This window comes from Nocardia sp. NPDC056000 (genome assembly GCF_042269265.1).
GTDB lineage: Bacteria > Actinomycetota > Actinomycetes > Mycobacteriales > Mycobacteriaceae > Nocardia.
Window position 1 is genome coordinate 146,944 of the sequence record NZ_JBHJXS010000017.1, and the last position, 15,864, is coordinate 162,807.

Annotated in this window: 17 protein-coding genes; 6 read left to right on the forward strand and 11 right to left on the reverse strand. The window is 66.7% G+C overall.

Features of this window, described 5'->3' with window-relative positions:
- Positions 1-25: 25 nt before the first annotated feature.
- On the reverse strand, positions 26-1,366 hold the full coding sequence (locus tag ACFC4D_RS40195; RefSeq protein WP_375961194.1) for a glycogen debranching protein: 1,341 nt from the start codon (positions 1,364-1,366) through the stop codon (positions 26-28).
- Positions 1,367-1,680: 314 nt separating this feature from the next.
- On the opposite strand from ACFC4D_RS40195, the gene ACFC4D_RS40200 reads away from it, so the two are divergent.
- The 4 genes from ACFC4D_RS40200 (at position 1,681) to ACFC4D_RS40215 (ending at position 4,950) form a co-directional block, all read left to right on the forward strand.
- Entirely contained in the window at positions 1,681-2,385 is a 705-nt protein-coding gene (locus ACFC4D_RS40200; protein ID WP_376071406.1) for an SDR family oxidoreductase, read from the forward strand.
- Positions 2,386-2,557: 172 nt separating this feature from the next.
- Entirely contained in the window at positions 2,558-3,352 is a 795-nt protein-coding gene (locus tag ACFC4D_RS40205; RefSeq protein ID WP_376071408.1) for a polysaccharide deacetylase family protein, read from the forward strand.
- 74 nt (positions 3,353-3,426) lie between these two features.
- A complete protein-coding gene (locus ACFC4D_RS40210; protein ID WP_375961186.1) occupies positions 3,427-4,215 on the forward strand; it encodes a polysaccharide deacetylase family protein in 789 nt (262 codons plus the stop codon).
- A 27-nt stretch (positions 4,216-4,242) separates the two neighbouring features.
- Entirely contained in the window at positions 4,243-4,950 is a 708-nt protein-coding gene (locus ACFC4D_RS40215; RefSeq protein ID WP_376071410.1) for a TetR/AcrR family transcriptional regulator, read from the forward strand.
- Positions 4,951-4,999: 49 nt separating this feature from the next.
- Here the strand turns inward: ACFC4D_RS40215 and leuS are convergent, their stop codons facing one another.
- Positions 5,000-7,876: a leucine--tRNA ligase gene (gene leuS, locus ACFC4D_RS40220; RefSeq protein WP_376071413.1), complete on the reverse strand. Its 2,877-nt coding sequence runs from the start codon at positions 7,874-7,876 to the stop codon at positions 5,000-5,002.
- Positions 7,877-8,073: 197 nt separating this feature from the next.
- Here leuS and ACFC4D_RS40225 point away from each other — a divergent pair, with 197 nt between their 5' ends.
- The gene (locus ACFC4D_RS40225) at positions 8,074-8,469 is read left to right on the forward strand and encodes an SdpI family protein (RefSeq protein WP_376071416.1); all 396 of its coding nucleotides are present in this window, start codon (positions 8,074-8,076) and stop codon (positions 8,467-8,469) included.
- Between the two features lie 18 nt (positions 8,470-8,487).
- Here ACFC4D_RS40225 and ACFC4D_RS40230 read toward each other — a convergent pair whose 3' ends face one another.
- From ACFC4D_RS40230 to ACFC4D_RS40255, 6 genes are all read right to left on the reverse strand, one after another.
- Positions 8,488-8,916, reverse strand: coding sequence for a GNAT family N-acetyltransferase (locus ACFC4D_RS40230; protein ID WP_376071419.1), 429 nt, complete (start codon positions 8,914-8,916; stop codon positions 8,488-8,490).
- A gap of 14 nt (positions 8,917-8,930) precedes the next feature.
- Positions 8,931-9,353, reverse strand: a complete 423-nt coding sequence (locus ACFC4D_RS40235; RefSeq protein WP_376071422.1) for a hypothetical protein — start codon at positions 9,351-9,353, stop codon at positions 8,931-8,933.
- A 51-nt stretch (positions 9,354-9,404) separates the two neighbouring features.
- The gene (locus tag ACFC4D_RS40240; protein WP_364636488.1) at positions 9,405-9,701 is read right to left on the reverse strand and encodes a hypothetical protein; all 297 of its coding nucleotides are present in this window, start codon (positions 9,699-9,701) and stop codon (positions 9,405-9,407) included.
- 108 nt (positions 9,702-9,809) lie between these two features.
- Complete coding sequence (locus tag ACFC4D_RS40245) at positions 9,810-10,187, reverse strand: hypothetical protein (protein WP_376071424.1); 378 nt, start codon at positions 10,185-10,187, stop codon at positions 9,810-9,812.
- Positions 10,184-11,077: a DUF692 domain-containing protein gene (locus ACFC4D_RS40250; protein ID WP_376071427.1), complete on the reverse strand. Its 894-nt coding sequence runs from the start codon at positions 11,075-11,077 to the stop codon at positions 10,184-10,186. Before ACFC4D_RS40250 ends, ACFC4D_RS40245 begins: the two co-directional genes overlap by 4 nt.
- Positions 11,074-12,024 (reverse strand): TIGR04222 domain-containing membrane protein, encoded by a 951-nt coding sequence (locus tag ACFC4D_RS40255; protein WP_375961165.1) that lies wholly within the window; start codon positions 12,022-12,024, stop codon positions 11,074-11,076. The genes ACFC4D_RS40250 and ACFC4D_RS40255 overlap by 4 nt, the downstream gene beginning before the upstream one ends.
- A gap of 106 nt (positions 12,025-12,130) precedes the next feature.
- Here ACFC4D_RS40255 and ACFC4D_RS40260 point away from each other — a divergent pair, with 106 nt between their 5' ends.
- Positions 12,131-13,099: a bile acid:sodium symporter family protein gene (locus ACFC4D_RS40260; protein WP_376071429.1), complete on the forward strand. Its 969-nt coding sequence runs from the start codon at positions 12,131-12,133 to the stop codon at positions 13,097-13,099.
- Here the strand turns inward: ACFC4D_RS40260 and ACFC4D_RS40265 are convergent.
- From ACFC4D_RS40265 to ACFC4D_RS40275, 3 genes are read right to left on the reverse strand one after another with little or no spacing between them, the layout of a single operon-like run.
- On the reverse strand, positions 13,053-14,153 hold the full coding sequence (locus tag ACFC4D_RS40265) for an aminotransferase class I/II-fold pyridoxal phosphate-dependent enzyme (RefSeq protein WP_376071432.1): 1,101 nt from the start codon (positions 14,151-14,153) through the stop codon (positions 13,053-13,055). The genes ACFC4D_RS40260 and ACFC4D_RS40265 overlap by 47 nt on opposite strands.
- On the reverse strand, positions 14,150-15,193 hold the full coding sequence (locus ACFC4D_RS40270; RefSeq protein ID WP_364636476.1) for a 3-oxoacyl-[acyl-carrier-protein] synthase III C-terminal domain-containing protein: 1,044 nt from the start codon (positions 15,191-15,193) through the stop codon (positions 14,150-14,152). Before ACFC4D_RS40270 ends, ACFC4D_RS40265 begins: the two co-directional genes overlap by 4 nt.
- A gap of 11 nt (positions 15,194-15,204) precedes the next feature.
- Positions 15,205-15,864: an SRPBCC family protein gene (locus ACFC4D_RS40275; protein WP_364636474.1), complete on the reverse strand. Its 660-nt coding sequence runs from the start codon at positions 15,862-15,864 to the stop codon at positions 15,205-15,207.

Genomic DNA, 15,864 nt, shown 5'->3' on the forward strand with positions numbered 1-15,864 from the left:
CAAGTGTTAGCTGAATCTCAGCGATTCATCCGAGCCAGTCCAATACCGACGCCGCGGTCCAGGACTGCTGCATGCTGCCCAGCGGTTCGCCCGTGAACGGTTCGTAGTACTCGGCGAAACTGCCGTCGCTGGCCTGGCGCAGTCCCTCCGCGCGCAGCATGAACGATCGTTCCGCCCAGCCGCGGCGGGCGAACACCCAGGAGAACAGCCAGCTCATCACCGGCCACACCGGTCCGCGCCAGTATTCGCGCGGGCGGAAATCCCGGGCCACCGGTGAGGTGGAGGGCGGCAGCGCGTAGCGCAGATCCGGATGCCCGCACCAGCGCGGACCCTCGAACAGTTGCAGCAGTCGCCGTTCGGCGTCACGCGGCAGCCCGCCGCACAGCAGCGGCGCGAACGAGGCGAGGGTTTCGGTCTCGATCCACTTGTCCGCGCGCACATCGAAATCGCGCGCCACCCCGGTGCGTGGATTCGTGGTGCCGACCACGCCCGATCGGAAGTAATCGGCCCATTCCAGCAGTTCGCGCACATCGGCGTTGGGCTGCTTGTAGTCCTCGCCGATGGTGGCGAGCACATCGCAGGCGAGCGCGAAGATGGCGGTGACGAATACGTCCTCGACCGCGAAACTCATTGTCGAGGCCAGTTGATAATCGTCGTAACCGCAGCGGCGCATCTGCTCCACCAGCCACATGTAGCGGTCGTATTCGCGATCGCTGGGCCGCTGCGTCGGATCGCCGACGACGTGCAGATCCTCCCGCTCGTACGGCGGAAGATCCGGTCCCGGAATCACATTCGCGTAGGCGCGATCCCAGCGCGGCGAATTGTCCATACCGGATTCCCACCCGTGGTAGAGCGTGATTCGCCCGTGCTGCTTGGGATCTCGCGCATACGCCAGCCAGCGATGCCAGCGCATCAGATCCGGCCAGCGTCGCTGCAGGAATTCCTCGGCGGTCGCGCGGGTGCTGCGCCCGTGCCGCCGGGAATGATCCAGAATCCGTTGCACCGCAATGGCATGCACGGGGGGCTGGGTGATTCCGGAAGTATCGGGTCCGTCCGGGGCATCGGCCGCGAGTCGCCGGCATTCCCACCGGCTCGGTCCCGGAAAATATCCGTCCACGCCATTGGCGAAGACGATGTGCGGGATCATCCCGTTGCGCCACTGCGCCGACAACAGCGTGTCCATTTCCAGCACCGCGCGCTCCACACTCAACGGCGCCAGCCCCACCGCGACGAACGCGGCGTCCCAACTCCACATATGCGGATAGAGCCGCGGCGCGGCGGTGGTCATGGACCCCAGGTCATTGCCGCGCAGCAGGTAGGCGGCGCGGGCCGCGAGCTGGGTTGGCGTGAAACCCGAGTGCGTCATCGCCCTATTCTGCGACGGAACCCGCAGGTATGCGCGATGTCCGTCCCGGACCGGATGCTCGGGCGGCATGGTGTGATCGAAGAACGCTATGTTCCCGTCCCGGCGTAACGCCGTATCGGTCTGTCTCGGAGGAGCTGTGTCCGCGTCGCGAGGCGCGATGTCCACCTCCTCGTAGGACGCTGTGCCTGCCGAGGACGCCGGTTCGCCGAATTGCACTGTGTACGCCTTTTCACATTTTCGAACGCGCGTGTGTTTGAGCCCTCTGTGCCTAGCCAACGCATCGTCGGCGCCGTGCGCCCGGTTACGGTGAGGGCATGGCGAATTCCGCGAGCACCGGCAGTGACCGTCCGACCGCGTTGATCACCGGAGCGAGCCGCGGCCTGGGCGCCGCCATCGCCCGCGCGCTCGCGCCGACGCACCGGCTGCTGCTGGGTGCGCGCACGCCGGAAGCGCTCGAACCGATCTTGAAGGAATTGCCGGATGCCACGGGGTGGCCGGTGCAGCTGACCGACTACGAAGCGGTGGCCCGCAAGGCCGAGTCGATCGAGCGGCTGGATGTCCTGGTGCACAATGCCGGGGTCGCCGACCTGGGAACAATAGCCGATTCGTCCGTTGCGCAGTGGCGGAATACGTTGGAAGCCAACTTGATAGCGGTATCGGAACTGACCCGGCTGACCCTGCCCGCGTTGCGCGCCGCGCGCGGGCACGTGGTGCTGATCAATTCCGGCGCGGGGCTGCGCGCCAATCCGGGCTGGGGTGTGTACGCGGCGAGCAAGTTCGCACTGCGCGCCTTCGGTGACGCGCTGCGGCTGGAGGAGCCCGAATTGCGGGTGACCTCGATCCATCCCGGGCGCATCGACACCGATATGCAGCGCGAGCTGGTGGCGGGTGAGCAGCGGCCGTACGAGCCCAATGAATTCCTCAAGGCGGAGACGGTGGCGTGGACGGTGCGCAATGCCGTCGAGACCCCGCGTGACGCGCATCCCACCGAAATCGTAGTGCGCCCGATCCCGCGCTGACCGGGCGTTTCAACTGAGAGCAGCCTTAACGTTCCCCCTGAATTCCAATCGTTTCGCGCCGAATTGGTGCTCAGTTCATCGGCGGTCGATATAACCGGATGAACCGCCCGAATCCGGCGCGGGGATGAGGCGATCCCGCATGCGGATCCGGAATTCGGAGTGATCTACCACGATGGACAGAAGACGGCTGCTCACGCTGCTCGCTGCGGGCACGGCGGCCGCCCTCACGGGCTGCACCCAGGCACAGGGTGATCCCCTGGACACCGGCTCCGCGGGTGGAACGCAGCCGCCCGGCACCACACCGCCCCTGCTCCCCGCCCGGCCCACCGGACCCAAGACCCCGATCGCGCCGGGCACCACCATCACCGGTCTGCCGGGTAACGGCAACTCCATGGCGCTCACCGTCGACGACGGAGCCAGCCCCGAGGTGGTCGGCGCGTACATCGAATTCGCCAAGCGCACCGGAGCCCGCTTCACCTTTTTCGTCACCGCGTATTACGACTCGTGGAGCGTGCACAGGGACGTGCTGCGACCGCTGGTGGATTCGGGCCAGATCCAGCTGGGCAACCACACCTGGAACCATCCGGATCTGACCACATTGTCCGCGAGCGCCGTCTCATCACAGCTGGATCAGGCGAAGACGTTCCTGCGCAATACCTTCGGCGTCGACGGCACCCCCTTCTACCGGCCGCCGTTCGGCCGCCACAACGGCACCGTCGACAAGGTCGCGGGCGACCTCGGCTACACCGTGCCCACCATGTGGTACGGCTCGATCTCGGACTCCGGCCTGATCACCGAGGACTACCTGATGGAATGCGCGCGAAAGTATTTCACGCCGCAGACCATCGTCATCGGGCACGCCAACCACCCGCCCGTGACGCACTGCTTCGACCAGCTGGTCGAGATCATCCGGGAACGCAACCTCGCCATGGTCACGTTGAACGACGTATTGGCGCTATCGCACTAGGGGCGTAATCGCCCGGGGGCGTGGATTTTCCGGTGTCCTCTCCGGATGCCGTTTGCTAGTGAAGAAGGTTCGACATGGATAGACGACGACTGCTGACGCTGCTGGCGGCGGGCACCGCCGCGACCCTGCTGGGGACGGGCGAGGCGAACGCCGACTTCCCGTTCGACAACGGTTCGTCCGGGCTCATCCCGCCGAATGTGCTGCCGGGCGCCACGATTCCGCCGCTGTCGCCGCGTGCCACGATCGGCCCGGGCACGATCACCGCGCTGCCCGGTGACGGAAACAATATGGCGCTCACCATCGATGACGGCGCGAGCGTCGAAACCGTCGGCGCCTTCATCGAATTCGCCCGCCGCACCGGTATTCGCATGACCTTCTTCGTGACCGCGTACTACGACTCCTGGCTGGTGCACCGGGACGCGCTGCGCCCGCTGGTGGATTCGGGCCAGATCCAGCTCGGCAATCACACCTGGGATCATCCGGATCTGACCCGGTTGTCCGCCGGGGCCATCTCCGATCAGATCGAACGCGCGAAGACGTTCCTGTGGAACACCTTCGGCACCGACGGCACGCCGTTCTACCGCCCGCCGTTCGGCCGGCACAACGGCCTGGTCGATCGGGTGGCCGCCGACTCCGGCTATGCGGTGCCGACCATGTGGTACGGCAATCTCAACGACACCAATACGGTGATCAACGAGGATATGGTGCTCACCGCGGCCCGGCAGTGGTTCCGCGCGCAATCCATCGTGATCGGGCACGCCAACCGGCCGACCGTCACCCATGTCTTCGATCAACTGAACGACATCATCCGGGAACGCGGTCTCCGCACGGTCACGCTCAATGACGTCCTGGTGCTCGGCTGACCGGTTCGCAATGGGATGCTTGTCCGCATGGCAGCGGACAGGGCGGAGGTCACGGGCGGTCGCTGGGGCGATCACAATACCGAGCGCCGCCGTGCCATCATCGCCGCGTATATCGAGCTCATCGAGGAATCCGAGCCCGGCGCGGAGATACCGCTGCAACTGATCGCGGACCGCGCGGGCGTGAAGCGCTCGGTGGTCTACCGGCATTTCGGTGACCGCGGCGACCTCGATGCCAAGACCCGGGAATTCGCGGTGGAAGGCGTTGTCGATCAGATGATGCCGGACTTCGATCCGGCGGAAAGCCTGCGCGACACCATCTTCCGCATTGTCGACACCTATGTGCGGTGGGTGGCGGTGCACGCGCGCCTGCACGAGTGGATCGAACGCGGTCCGGGCAGCGCGGACCCGGCGGGCAAGGCCGTGGTCGTCGGCACCAAGGCCGCCATCGCGCTGCGCGTCGCACAGCTGTTCACCATGGCCGCGAGCGTGGTGGACCAGCACCATCCGGGCATCGATCCGGCGGCGTTCGCCATCGTCTCACTGGTGGACGGCGGCGTGACGCGCTGGCTCGACACCCGGCCGGATGATCTGGACGCGACGGAATTGGCGCGCCTGCTGGCGGATTCGATCTGGATGCTCTTCGACGGACTCGCCCGCAGCCGCGGTTATGCCGTCGACCCGGATCGGCCGATCGTGGAACTGATGGCCGACCCGCCGGTGCAGTTCGAACTCTGATCCGAGTTCGAAACCGCAGCCCGCGGGCCTGCCCTATCCGGATTCCGGCTCAGGCGACGATATTCACCAGTCGGCCGGGCACCACGATGATCTTGCGCGGATCCTTGCCGCCCAGCAGCTCGGCGATCTTCTCGTCCGCCAGCGCCGCCGCCTGCACCGCGGCCTGATCGGCATCGGCCGGGACGCTGACGCGGCTGCGGACCTTGCCGTTGACCTGGATCGGGTACTCGACCGAATCCTCCACCAGCAGAGCCGGATCCGCGATCGGGAACGGGCCGTGCGCCAGGGATGCGGTGTGGCCCAGGCGTTCCCACAGTTCCTCGGCGATATGCGGGGACATCGGGGCCAGCATCAGCACCAGCGGTTCGACCAGGGCGCGGGGTGCGCCGTCGCCGAAATTCTTGGTCAGATAGTTGGTCAGCTCGATCAGCTTCGCGCCCGCGGTGTTGTCCCGCAGGTTGGCGTAGTCGTCGTCGACGCCCGCGATCGTCTTGTGCACCAGGCGCAGGGCCTCGTTCGACGGTTCGTCCTCGGTGACGCGGATCGCGCCGGTCTCCTCGTCCACCACCAGCCGCCACACGCGCTGCAGGAAGCGCTGCGCGCCGACGACATCCTTGGTGGACCAGGGGCGCGAGGCGTCCAGCGGGCCCATGGACATCTCGTAGAAGCGGAAGGTGTCCGCGCCGTACGCCTCGTACATCTCATCCGGGGAGACGGCGTTCTTCAGCGATTTGCCGATCTTGCCGTACTCCTGGAAGACCTCGATCTCCACACCGGAGGTGTTGGTCCAGAAGAACTTTCCGTCCCGCTCGGTGATCTCGGCGGCGGGCACGTACGCGCCGCGCTCATCGGTGTAGGCGAAGCCCTGGATATAGCCCTGGTTGAACAGGCGGCGGTACGGCTCGTAGCTGGACACATCGCCCAGATCGAACAGCACCTTCTGCCAGAAGCGCGCGTACAGCAGATGCAGCACCGCGTGCTCCACACCGCCGATGTACAGATCGACGCCGCCCGGATCGTTCGCGCCGTGCTCGGCGGTGCGCGGACCCAGCCAGTACTGCTCATTCTCCTTGGCGCAGAACGCCTCCGAGTTGGTCGGATCGGCATAGCGCAGCTGATACCAGGAACTGCCCGCCCAGTTGGGCATGACATTGGTATCGCGGCGGTACTGCTTGGGGCCGTCGCCCAGATCCAGCGTGACGTTCACCCATTCGGTGGCCTTGGCCAGCGGCGGGGACGGTTCGGAATTCGCGTCGTCCGGATCGAAGGTGACGGGGGCGAAGTCCTCCATCTCCGGCAGCAGCACCGGCAGCATGGATTCCGGCAGCGCGTGCGCCGCGCCGTCCTCGTCGTAGACGATCGGGAAGGGCTCACCCCAGTAGCGCTGGCGGGCGAACAGCCAGTCTCGCAGCTTGTACTGGATGGTGCCCTTACCGTGGCCGTTGGCCTCCAGTTCGCCGATGACGCGCGCCTTGGCGGCGTCGATCTCCAGGCCGTCCAGGTAACCGGAGTTCACCAGGGTGCCCTCACCGGCGTAGGCGGCCTCCGAGATATCGCCGCCCGCAACGACTTCCACGATGGGCAGGCCGAAGGCGGAGGCGAATTCCCAGTCGCGCGGATCGTGGCCGGGGACGGCCATGATCGCGCCGGTGCCGTAACCGCTCAGCACGTAGTCGGCGATGAAGACCGGTACGCGCGCGCCGTTCACCGGGTTGGTGGCGTAGGAGCCCAGGAAGACGCCGGTCTTCTCCTTGCTCTCCTGGCGCTCCAGATCGGACTTCGCGGCGATCGACTTGCGGTATCCCGCAACGGCTTCCGCCGGGGTGTCGGAGCCGCCGAAGGTCCAGCGGGCATCGGTGCCGGACGGCCAGGTGGCCTCGGTCAGCCGGTCGACCAGTTCGTGTTCGGGGGCCAGCACCACGTAGGTCGCGCCGAACAGCGTGTCCGGGCGGGTGGTGAACACCTCGATGACATCCGAGCCCGCCTCGAACTTGACCTGCGCGCCCCGCGAGCGGCCGATCCAGTTGCGCTGCATGGACTTGACGTTCTCCGGCCAATCCAGATTGTCCAGGTCGTCGACCAGGCGATCGGAATAGGCGGTGATGCGCATCATCCACTGCCACAGGCGCTTACGGAACACCGGGAAATTACCGCGCTCGGAGCGGCCGTCGGCGGTGACCTCTTCATTGGACAGCACGGTGCCCAGGCCCGGGCACCAGTTGACCATCGAATCGGTCTGGTACACCAGGCGATACGAGTCGATCAACGCATTGCGCTCGGACGGGGACAGCTCGTTCCAGGAGCGGTCGTCACCGTTGATGGCGCGCTTACCGGCCTCGAATTCGGCGATCAGCTCGGCGATCGGTCGGGCCCGGCCCAGACCCGTGTCGTACCAGGCGTTGTAGATGCGCAGGAAGATCCACTGCGTCCATTTGTAGTACTCGGGATCGGTGGTCGCGAACGAGCGGCGGCGATCATGGCCCAGGCCCAGGCGATCCAGCTGACGCTGCATATTCGCGATATTGGATTCGGTGGTGACCCGCGGATGCGCGCCGGTCTGCACCGCGTACTGCTCGGCGGGCAGGCCGAAGGCGTCATAACCCAGGGCGTGCAGCACATTCCGGCCGCGCATGCGGTGGAAGCGCGCGAACACATCGGTGGCGATATAGCCCAGCGGATGCCCGACATGCAGGCCCGCGCCCGAGGGGTACGGGAACATGTCCTGCACGAACAGTTTGTCCGCCGGGGTCTCACCCTGCAGCGGGCCGACCGGATTGGGAGCGTAGAACGTGCCCCGCTCCTGCCAGGCCTGCTGCCACTTCTGCTCTACCCGGCCCGCCAGCTCGGCGTTGTAACGGTGCGCGGGCACATCGCTGGCCCCAGCCGCGGCCGCGGTGGGTGTGTCGGTTGCACGAGTGTCCTGCACGGTCCTGCCTTCTTGATTCCTAGCCGATCCCCGATAAGGTCGCTCACCAGGGTAAAGCGTCGCCACCCCGGTCCCCAAAAAGGGTCGCGACCTCGCGCACCGGCACGCCGGAAGGTTCGGGAGCGTCCCGCGACACACCGACCGGGGCCGAGGCTGACCCGAGCGCGCTGTAGCCTGCAGGGGTGTTGGTAGTCGCGATGATTCTGTTTGTTCTGTCGGCTGTCGCCGTGGTCACCGGAGTGCTCGGACTGACCGGCACGCTCCCCGGCAACCGCTATTTCGGGATTCACTCCGAGAAGGCGATCGAGTCCGAGGAGAACTTCAAGCTGGCCAATCGCGTGGCCGCGCCCACCTCGATCGTGGCCGGGCTGCTGCTCGCCGCGGGTGGTTCGGTCGCCCTGGTCGGCGGTGGCATCGCGGGCCTGCTGATCGCGGTGCTCGCCGTGGTCATCTCGTTCTTCACCCTCGGCGCGGGCGCGCTCGCGGCGGAGAAGGCGCTCGAAGCGGCCTCCCCGGCGGAACCGGCCGGTGGCTGCGGCAGCGCCTGCGGTTCCTGCTCGCTGCGTGACGCCTGCGAACCCGCCGCCAACTGATCTCCGGTCTTCCGCGTACTAGCCGAGGTTCTTGCGCATCCAGATGTGCGGGATGCCCGCGTCATCGCCGATCTCGCCGTACGCCTCGTATCCGAGTCGCTCGTAGAACCCCTGCGCGTGGGTCTGCGAATGCAATTCGATCGCGACCAGCCCGCGCTCGCGCGCCCGCTCCTCGATGGCCCGCACCAGCGCCACGCCCAGACCGGTGCCGCGCGATTCCGCCAGCACCGCCAGGCGGCCGAGCAGGCCGACGTGCTCCCGCACCAGCAAACGGCCCGCTCCCATCGGCTGCCCGTCGAACCGGGCCAGGAAATGATCCGCGACCGCGTCGAGCTCATCGAGTTCGAGTTCGGGCGGCACACCCTGCTCGGCGACGAACACCTTCATGCGAATCGCGTACGCGTCGGCCAGCTCCTGCTCCGTCGTGACGGTGAGTACCTCGATCATCAGGCCAGCATGCCTCAGTGAGCGGTATCACCCGGTTCGGGGATGCGTGCGCATTCCGGAGCCGGGATGCTCCGGGAGAGCGGACTGCCCGCCGGGTTCACATAGAGCACGGTGAGCCGCACCGGCTTCGGTCCGGGATTGCGGGCCAGGTGTGCGTGGCCCGCCCCGCTCGGCTCGCGGAAGATTCGCCACGGTGGTTTGACGACCGGTACGCAATCGGTTGCCGGATGATCCAGCGGCCCACCGGTCACCAGCACGAACAGGGTGCCGTCGTGAAAATGCCAGCCGCTCTGGCCATTCGGCGCGATGATCGTCTGCCGGAGCACGAAATCCCTACCGGCACAGGTGAATCGAACAAGGAAACGACTGCGGGTGCCGGTCGCCGGGGCCGCATTCACCCGGAAACCGCGCTCGGGATCTCGTCCGAAGAACGCCATCATCGAATGATCGCGCACCGGCGGCCGCGACCGCGCGACCGCCCGTGCGACTCAGTGATCGTCGTAATGCCCGGCGTGCGCCGCATGCCGATGACCGTCGTGGATGTAGTCCACATGATCCCCGTGCGGCACCGCCACATGTCCGCAATTCGGCCCGTGCTCATGATCGTGGCTGTCATGGGTGATGTGCCCGGCGGGCTCGCACTCATCGAAGTGATCGTCATGCGCCCGGTGCAAATGCCCGTCGTGCGCGTAGTCGACGTGATCGCCATGTGGAATGGCAACATGGCCGCAACTGGGCCCGTGGACGTGATCGTGTCCACTGTGAGCAGTGTGAACCTGTGACATGGAACTTCCTTTCCGAGATGGGCAGGACATCCAGCAAACAGGTACGGACATTAGCACCCGTGCATCTATCGCCTACCCGGCGGATCATCCCGTCGAAGCAGGCCGACGTCAGCGGTGATTGCGGCGCAGTCGATCTCGCCAATCCCGGCGTGGCGGAGCGAGCCCGAGCTCGGTCGCGAAGGCGGCGGCGTCGGCCGCAGTGCTGACCTTGGGCCGAGTCCGTGCCCACGCCATGAACCTCGCGGTGAATTCCTGCCCGCAATTGTGTGCCAGCACCGGAAAGCGATGCGCCACTTCCTCGGCCCGCTTGTGCAGCAGCGCGTGCGCCGCCGCCGAGATATCGCCCGCGTCGAACCCCGGGGGAGCGGCCGCTCCCGCGACCAGCGCCCGCACCAGCGCCGCCTGCTGCTCGGCGAGGGTTCCGGGCGTCGGCTCACCGATCGTCCCGCTGCCCGGAGCCACGACGTCCGATTCCGGCTCGATCATGCCGAGAGCGCGTGGCGCGAAGTGATGGCCGGGCGGGCGGAGGCGGTGGCGATCGCGTTCAGTTCGGCGACGAGTTCGGTTGCGGGCGGGTAGTTTCCGTCGCGTTCGAGCATCAGCGGGACCTGGCGGTTCGCGGCGAATTCGGCCACCAGTGCCAGTACCTCGGCGGGGACCGGGTGCACGTGGGTGTCGTGATAGCGGCCGCCCACCTCGTGACCGCCCGCGATGTGACAGTAGGCGAGGCGTTCGGTCGGCAGTCGCAGTAATTCCCTCAGTGGATCACGAGAAGTGTTGCGCGCGTTGGCATACAGGTTCGCGATATCGATGAGCAGGTATACGCCGGTACGCTCCACCAATTCCTGAAGGAACTCCGCCTCGGTGAATTCCGCGTCCGGCCATTCGAACAGCGCGGCGATATTCTCCACCGCGAGCGGCACGTCGAGTTCAGCCTGCGTCCGGGAGATATTGCGCGCCAATGCGTTCAGCGCTTCGCGGGTGCGCGGCACCGGCAGCAGATGCCCCGCCTCCACCCCGTCCGCGCGCACGAACGCGATGTGCTCGCTCACCAGCGGCGAACCCAGCGCCCGCGCACACTCCGCGAGATGCGTGACCCGCCGTTCATCCACCGCCTCCGCCCCGCCGAGCGACAGCGAAATCCCATGCGGCACTACGGGCATACCCCGCGCGATCAGTGCGGCCAGTTCTTCGGGTACGGCAACCGCTCCCCGAGTTCCACGAACGCGCCGCCACCGCGGCCGGTCCGCCCCCGCGCTCACCAGTGATTCCGCGATGACCTCGCAGAACCCGATCCCATCGAGTGCCGCGATCATGCCGCAGATCTCGCGTCGCCACCCGATCCCGATCGTCCCCGCGGGCAGCGGGGTGGTCATCCGCCGCACCCGCCGCCGCAGCCGCCTCCGCCGCAACTGCTGCCGCAGCTGCTGCCGGAATCGCCACCGCCGCCGCTGTCGCCGCTGGAGCTGGAGCAGCTGCCGCCGGAGCCGCTGATGCCGCCGGAGGCGAGTGCTCCGGTGGCTCCCGCCAGGCCGGGGTCGAGGCTCCAGAGGACGCCCGCGCCGAACAGCGCGGCGGCCAGGGCGGCGCTGTCGGGGCCGTAGGCGGAGTAGGCGGGGGCGTTGGCGGGGCGCAGATGTCCGTTGCGCCGCATCGATTCCTGTTTGGCGGCGCGGCCGGCGCGGGTCAGGCGCGGGGCGCGCTGCACCAGGAACGCGCAGATCGCCACCACGATGATCAGCAGGGCGAGGTATCCGATGGGGTGGTTGTTCGCGATGCCCGCGATGACTCGCACGATGCCCAGCACCAGCAGCGCCCACAGCGGAAGTGCGGCCAGCAGCAGGGATTTGCGCTGTTCACCACCGATCAGATAGCCCCGATCGGTCAGGACCGCGCGCAATGAGGTGATGGGTGCGCGGGTCGCGCCCGCCAGATGGATGACATGCCGCTGCCGCTGATCCGCGCCGAGCAGGTACTGGTGCATGGTGCGCGAGACCGGATCCAGTGCACGGGTTTCGGTATCGGTGGGGGAGCGGGTGGGCTGTCCGCTGGAATCGATCAGGTGGTAGCCGCGCAATTGTGCGAGCCCGGCGAGCACCGGTCGCCGGTCGTCGAAGAGCATGGCGGTTTCGGTCGGTGTCAGCGCGTTGGCCAGGTGCGCGCGCGAGTGATCGGCGCGAATGACGCTGGTGCGCCGAGTGAATCCGTACAGGACGGCCGCGAATCCCAGCAGCGCGTACGCGGCCAGGAAGGTCGGGCCGGAGATTCCCCACGTATCGGCGGCCGGGCGCGCGGCCGCGGCCAGTGTGGTCCAAGGGACCATGGCGATTCCCCACCCTCGAGAAGTCTGGTCAGTCGATCATCACAAGTATCGCCGCCGTCCGGGTGCGGTGTTAATAACTCGGATATCGGGTGATTAGCCTGATTCGGTGCGATTTCTCAGCAAGTTCTACATCGACGGGTTCATTCTGTCGATTCTCGCGGTCGTCGGTCTGGCCAGCATCTTCCCGGCCAGGGGCGATGCCGCCGATATCGTGAGCTGGCTGACGAAGATTGCCATTGCATTGCTGTTCCTGCTGTACGGCGCGCGCCTGTCCTCGCATGAGGCGCTCACCGGCCTCAAGCACTGGCGACTGCACCTCACCGTGCTGGCCTGCACCTTCGTGCTCTTCCCGATTCTCGGCGTTGCCGCGCGGGTGCTGGTGCCGCACATCCTGACCGAGGATCTGTACACCGGCCTGCTGTTCCTGTGCCTGGTGCCGTCCACCGTGCAGTCCTCGATCGCGTTCACCTCGATCGCCAAGGGCAATGTGGCGGGCGCGATCGTGAGCGCCACGCTGTCGAATCTGCTGGGCGTATTCCTCACGCCCGCACTGGTGATCCTGTTGATGAACACCACCGGGCAGGCCCGGGTCGACCTGTCCTCGGTGCTGGACATCGTGTTGCAGCTGCTGGTCCCGTTCTGCGTCGGCCAGTTGATCCGCCCGAAGGTGAAGGGTTTCCTGTCCCGCTACGCCGAGCCGACCAAACTGGTGGACCGCGGTTCCATCCTGCTGGTGGTCTACAGCGCGTTCAGCGCGGGCATGGTGGAGGGCATCTGGCATGCCATGTCGCCGTGGCGGATTCTGCTGCTGGTGGTGGTGCTGTGCGCACTGCTGGCGATCGTGCTCGGCGTGACCTCCGTGCTGGGCCGGGCCACGCACTTCGATCGCGGCGATCGGATCGTTGTGGTGTTCTGCGGTTCCAAGAAGTCACTGGCCACCGGCCTGCCGATGGCGACCGTGCTGTTCGCCGGTCACCCCATCGGCCTGATCGTGCTGCCGCTGATGATCTTCCATCAGGTGCAGCTGATCACCTGTGCGGCGCTCGCGCAACGCTGGGCTCGGACCGCACCGTGAGCGAGAGCACCCGGCTGTCGTCCCGGCGCAGCGGTCGCGCACCGGTGGACGGGCGGGCGGCCAGCGCGCGCAGCACCGCGCGGCCCGCGACCGGATCGCCGACCGCGATGCGGGCGCTGCCGTCCGGATAGCGTTTGGCCACGATTCCGGCGCGCGCCAAGGCCGGGGCCACCTCGCGCCCGGGCAGGTAGAGGAAGTTCGCGCTGCTGCGCGGCACCCGAATACCGTTGCGCCGCAGTGCTGTTCGCAGCACTTCCCGTTCGGTGGTGATGCGCAGGATGCGCTCGCCGAGTTCGGCCTCGGCCGCGTACGAGGCGGTCACCGCCGCCACCGCCGCCGATTGCACCCCGAACGGCAATTGCAGTCGCCGCACCCGCCGCACCAGCGCCGGTGATCCGAACGCGTATCCGATGCGCAGCCCGGCCAGCCCGTACGCCTTCGAAAAGGTGCGCAGCACCAGCACATTCGGATGCCGCCGAACCAACTCCACGGCGTCCAGAGCATCCGCCGCACCGAGGAATTCGATATACGCCTCGTCCAGGATGATCGGCACGGTGGCCGGAACCGTGCACAGGAAAGCCTTCAACTCGCTCGCCGAGATGACGGTCCCGGTCGGATTGTGCGGGCGGCACACCGCCACCAATCCGGTGTCCGCGTTGATCATCCGCGCCATGGCCCACAGGTCCTGACGACCGTGACCGTCCAGCGCGACCGGTTGCGAGCGCAGCCCGACCATACCGCTCATGATCGGATATCCGTCGAAAGTCGGTGTGGCGAACACGAATCGAGCACCGGGGTCGGGCAGTGTCTGCATGATCTGCATGGCCACCCCGGTCGCGCCCGAACCGACCACCACCTGGTCGGGATCCACCCCGATATGGTCGGCGATGATCGACGGCAACCGGTGCGGCAGGAACTCCGGATACCGATTCGCCTGCACCAGCGAGTCATCCACCGCCCGCAGCACCGAAGGCAGTGGCGTGAAAGGGTTTTCGCTCAAACTCAGATCGAAGCGAACGGTTTCGAAGCGGTACCGCTCCAGGGGCGCACTCATCGCGCCGCGCCCCAGCGCACCGCCGCCGCGCCCGCGAAATCTCCCGCGTGCGCGAAGGCCGACAGCAATACCACCGACCCGTTGCGCAGCCGTCCCGCCTCGTTCTCGGTGTCGAGGGTGACGGGAATGCCTGCGGCGAACAGGTTTCCGCACTGATCGAAGGTGTCCGGATGGCGTTCGGCGGGCAGTTCCAGCGCGTCATGCCAATTGCGCAGGAAGAGCCGGTTCGGCTGATTGGTGACCAGGGTGTCGATATCCTGGCTCTTCACCCCGATGCGCTTGCACACCTCGTGCGCCACCTCCGGGACCAGGCGGTTGCCGCGCGCGAACACCTTGGCCACCTTGGATTCGGTGAAGCTCACGCAGCCCTCGCCCTCGCCGGGTTCCCAGTATTTGCGGTCCGAGCCGGTGGTGAATTCCATATCCCCGGCGAATTCGGGGTAGGTGCGGCATTCGATATCGAGAATCGGTGCGCTGGCGTTCTTCACCAGCAATCCGACGCCGCAGCCGTCACCGGGTACGGGAGCCTGTGCGAGCTTGCGGATCTCGGGCTGGGTGAATACCGGTCCCGCGCAATTCTGGGTGGCGACGATGAGCGCGGTGCGCGCGTCGGTGGTCTGCATGATGGTGCGGGCCAGCCACATCATGTGCACGAAGGCCGCGCAGCCGCCATTGTGCACATCGAATACATAGCGCGGGTTCATATTCAGCCGTCGTGCCACCTCACCGCCCGCGCCGAGCACCGGATTGTCCGGCAGCTGGGTGTGCGTGAGCAGGATGTCGATATTCGAAAGTTCCTGCACCCCATGGCGTTCGATGAGCGGTGCGACGGCCCGCTCCACCATATCGACCACGGTTTCGTCGCGGCCCTTGTGATGCCGTCCCTTCGGGGCGCGGAACATGACGTTCTTGGCCATTCGTTCCGAACGGGAGAACTGCGTGAAGTATTCGGTCCCGACCGGCTCGCCCGGCAGATAGCTGGCCACGTCGACCAGGCTGACCGGGGGCGGGGTCGTGAGACGGGGATCCGTGAAATCCATGACGCGCCTGCCTATTTCATCCAGTCGGGGGTGATGGGCAATCCGTGCGAGGCGCGGTACTCGGCAATCGCCTTGAGATTGTCCAGTTCCAGCTGATGCCCGGCGGAGAACATCTCCCAGAAATCGCCCACCCACACCTTGCGGCCTTCGGGTGCCTTGTCCTGGTAGGGATTCCGGTCGTAGAAGGGGTGATGGCAGTTCGTCCACAGCACCACCGAACCGGGCTTGTCGAACACCAATTGCGCGTCCACCACCCGCATCAGATAGATCATCCACAGGTGCTCGCCCTGATCCCAGGCGCAGTGGTAATCCACCGTCATGGCATCGGGATTGGCGACCGTGCGGGTGTAGATCTTGGTGTTGGGGCCGAGCCGGTCATACGATTCCCACAGTCCGGGTTCCGCGGTTTCGGTGAAACCGCGCAGGCTGTACGTCCACTCCTCCAAAGACCTTGTATCGGCGAGGTATTCGTACAGATCCCGGGGCGGGGCGTCGATATAGCCCTGTACCGGGCAGTAGTCGCCGAAGATCTGGTCGTGCGGATACACCGACCGGAGCATCTCCAGAATGACGGGTGTGGTGGCCTCGCGATCGGAATTCTCGATACGCAGCAGTCCGGGCACCACCCCCTCGGGGATATCGCTGAGTGCGGGCAGGGCGCTGGTGGTCAC